The 2,511-nt window shown below is 54.1% G+C and carries 1 protein-coding gene; it reads left to right on the top strand.

Annotated features, from left to right (window positions below):
• Nucleotides 1–201: 201 nt before the first annotated feature.
• A partial coding sequence (locus tag Q8W24_RS16625) for an Hpt domain-containing protein (protein WP_305476008.1) occupies nt 202–2,511 on the top strand: 2,310 nt, incomplete at its 3' end.

Genomic DNA, 2,511 nt, shown 5'->3' with positions numbered 1-2,511 from the left:
CCCCCCCCCCACACCCCCCCCCCTCCCCCCCCAGACCCAGCGACATAGCCAGAGCCAGAGCCAGAGCCAGAGCCAGAGCCAGAGCCAGAGCCAGAGCCAGAGCCAGAGATTATTACGACAGCTGCTCCTGCTGCCGCTCCTGCAGCTGTCTCCGCAGCACGAGCAGCGTTACCGCCAGCTCCGGTCTCCGTTGCCGATCTGTTGGTCGAAGTTGATGACGATCTGATCGATGATGAAATCATCGAAATCTTCCTGGAAGAAGCGGAAGAAGTCACCGAGACACTGAAAGAATACTGGCCCCGCTACAAACAGGATATTGCCGACGCCGAGTCATTGACGACGGTCAGGCGAGCGTTCCATACCCTGAAGGGCAGTGGTCGTATGGTTCAGGCTCTGATTATCGGAGAGCTGGCCTGGTCGATTGAAAATATGTTCAATCGGGTGATCGACAAGACCATTTCAACCAGCGACAACCTGATTGATGTGGTTGAACACACCATGAGTGTCTTGCCGGCGTTGATTGACGATTTCCGTCAACGTGGTGGTCCGAGTGTCGATACCCAGCCATTGATGGATTACGCCCACGCGCTGGCTGCAGGACTGACGGTACCCGATCTGGCAGAAGTGCTGGGAAGTGGGCCAGCAGCTGCCACGGCAGAGGCTTCTGTCACTGAACAAGCAGATACGGAACAAACGGTTACTGCAGCAGACAGCGATGTTGATGACAGTCATGAAACTGATGACGACAGTGCTTTACTGGAAGTATTCGTCCAGGAAGCGAACGGTCATCTGGAAACCGTCAATGACTTTGTTGAAACATCTCGCCGGAGTTATTTTGATAACCCGCTAGGTGATCAGGTACAGCGAGCCCTGCATACCCTCAAAGGTAGCGCACATATGGCAGGCATCAGCAGTATTGCTTGTCTGGCTGCCCCACTCGAACGCTTGCTCAAGGAATTACGGGCCTATCAGGTCAGTAACAGCGAACAGCTGGTTGAACTGATAGACGATGGCGCGGTATTTATTGCCTCGGCACTGCAGAATAAAACAGACCTGTATCGAAACCTGACGGATGCGGAACAAGCGTATCTGCAGCGAATAGAACAGGTTGAGCAGTCGTTGCTGGCAACCTTGTTGCAGAATGACAACACGGTCATCAAGACACCCAACCCCCAGGCTATTTCACAATTCCTGGCGAATGGTATGGACTCGTTGCTGGAAGCCGATTTACTGCTGCGGCAGTGGCAGAAAAGTGGTGACTTCAGTGTTCTGGATGCCCTGTGCCGCGATCTGGTTGAAGTCGCCGATGGCGCTGAACAGGCGGAACAACCGCGTATCCATGAACTGGCTACCAGCTTGCACGGCTTTTACTTGCAGGCCAGTCAGTCTGGGGAAAAAACCCAGGCTGCAGAACAAAATAACTGGGCTGAACTGGCAATGGAAGGCCAGGAGCAATTACTGAACATGATGGACTGCCTGGCCGCAGGGCAAGCGCTTGAGCGGCCAGCCATTCTGGATCGTATTCTGGGTATTACCCATCTGCTGAAAGCCTGGGCAGAGGATGCCGATGCCAAGGCAAAGGTTGACGAAAGCCCTTTTGGAGAAGCGCCGGGAGACATTCCCGCTGACGATGATATGGCCGTTGCACCGGTAACGGATACCATCCAGGCGACCACCGACCTTGCTGCCGGCGCAGATGATGTTGATCAGTTAAGTGACCACTCCGTTGGATCTGCATGGCATCAGCCCACCCCGGAAACCGATACGGGTGAACCTGTTGCGACGCTGGCCGACGCTATTAACACTCCGTTCTCCAGTGCCGGGAACGCTGCCCCGACGACACTGGATATTGAACCGGTAGTAACGGGTTCTGATGATCACCGTGATTTTGAAGACGAGCCGTCTTTTGAGTTGGCCGGTGATCAATCCAGTATTGAAACGGCTCAGGTATCTGCGCCAGAGGCCACTCAAACTGTCTCTGAGGCAGAGTTGCCGCTCCTGTCGGACGAACCTTTTATTCCTCGTCAGCTGGACGATTCTGATGGGGCCGACGCTGATTTTAGCGACCTGGGACATACCATCGAGCTGGATTTCTCTGCCAGTGATGATCGTGAGCTCCCAGATACACCGGCCACGATCGAGTACAGCCCGCTCTCTGACGTCGAAGATACAACAACTCCAGATTCGCATGATCAGACAACGGCATGGCAGACGTCTGACTCCGTGCATCAGAATACTGAAGTGTCGCCGGAAACTGGTTTGGAAGGTACAGACGTTCCGCTGGTGCATGAGTCTGACACAGCAGAACCATTACTACCGGTCATTGACGATCGCTTGCTTGATTTGCCTGGTACGCTGGAAGTAGAAGAATCCGCTGTTGATTTTCAGGACGCTATTCCGGTTATCGATGACAGCATGGTTGAGCCGTCAGAGACGCTGGAAGTAGAAGAGTCCACTGTCGATTTCCAGGATGCTATCCCGGTTATCGATGACAGCATGGTTGAGCTGTCA

Source organism: Oceanobacter sp. 4_MG-2023, from assembly GCF_030689165.1.
Classification (GTDB): Bacteria; Pseudomonadota; Gammaproteobacteria; order Pseudomonadales; family Oceanobacteraceae; genus Oceanobacter.
This window is presented reverse-complemented; position numbering and strand designations above follow the sequence as displayed.